Origin of the sequence: Streptomyces atratus (genome assembly GCF_900119365.1) — a bacterium.
Classification (GTDB): domain Bacteria; phylum Actinomycetota; class Actinomycetes; order Streptomycetales; family Streptomycetaceae; genus Streptomyces; species Streptomyces atratus_B.
Map to the genome: position 1 here is coordinate 1 of NZ_FPJO01000100.1, position 1,313 is coordinate 1,313.

At 66.7% G+C, this 1,313-nt stretch carries 1 protein-coding gene; it reads right to left on the bottom strand.

The genetic code is table 11. The features are described 5' to 3' along the window. Positions 1–1,259, bottom strand: a 1,259-nt coding sequence (locus BT364_RS38935) for a condensation domain-containing protein (protein WP_256260443.1), incomplete at its 3' end; no start/stop codon positions are given. Between the last annotated feature and the right edge of the window lie 54 nt (positions 1,260–1,313).

Here is a 1,313-nt window from a genome sequence, read left to right on the forward strand (position 1 = left end):
AGCTCCCCGTACGTAACGGTCATACGCTCGTCCTGGACGGCGAGGGCATCCGGCACCGCCTCGGCCAGCGCACGGACACGCTCAACCATACCGCCGAGCTGTTCAGGGCGGTCGGTGGCGTTCCACGCCTCGAGGAGCAGACGGCGTTCCTGCGGAGACACAACGGTCAACTCACCAACAGCCGTTGCCACACCTTCCCGCGCGAGCACCTCACACGCGAGCACAAAGCCGTCGAGGATCGCCCGGCCCGTGCCCTCCGCGAACAAATCGGTCGCATACTCCAGGACGATCCGCAGGGACGGGTCGTCCTGGGGTTCCTCGACGAGGAGAGTGAAGTCGAACTTCGCCATGCCCTCCTCCAGCGGAAGGCGCTCCATAGCGACGTCCGCCAGACCCCTCATAGCGCCCTGCGGTGCGTTCTGCAGCACGAGCATGGCTTGGAAGAGGGGGTTGCGGGCGAGGTCGCGGTCGGGTGCGAGTTCCTCAACCAGGCGCTCGAAAGGAACGTCCTGATGGGCGAAGCCGTCGAGCGCGGTATCACGTACCCGGTCGAGGAGGACGGCGAAAGGCTCGTGCGGATCGGTTTGGGTGCGCAGGGGGAGTGTGTTGACGAAGAAGCCAATGAGGCTTTCGGTTTCAGTGCGGGAGCGATTGGCGACGGGGACGCCGATGACGATCTCGTTCTGTCCGGCGCGGCGGGTGAGCAGGGCGGCGTAGACGGCCTGGAGCACCATGAAAAGCGTAGTGCCGTGTTGCTGTGCCAACGCGTTCAGCGCTTCCGCTGTCTCCGCACCAATGCGGGTGTGGAGGTGTGCGCCGCGGTAGGTGGGGATGGCGGGGCGCGGGTAGTCAGTGGGCAGGTCCAGGACAGGCGGTGCGCCCGCGAGAGTCGTGCGCCAGTAAGTGAGTTGTTCCTCGAGGACTCCGGAAGCAAGCCACCGCCGCTGCCAGGCGGCGAAGTCCGCATACTGAATGGGAAGTTCGGGCAGCGGTGTGCCGGAGTAGGCGGCCTGGACCTCGTGCAGCAGCACACCCACCGACCAGCCGTCCGAAACAATGTGATGCATGGAGAGGGCGAGTACGAATTCCTCGTCCCCGACTCTGGCCAGCACCCAGCGGCTCAGCGGACCGCATTCGAGGTCGAACGGCCGGGCCGCGAGGTCGGCGGCGAGCCGCTCGGCAGCAGCGTGCGGCTCCTCTGTGTACCGCAGGTCCCGCACGGTGAAGTCGATGAGGGGTGCGTCGCCGATGACCTGCACCGGGCGGCCGTCGACCTCGGCGAAAACCGTACGCAGGACTTCGTGGCGCTGGGC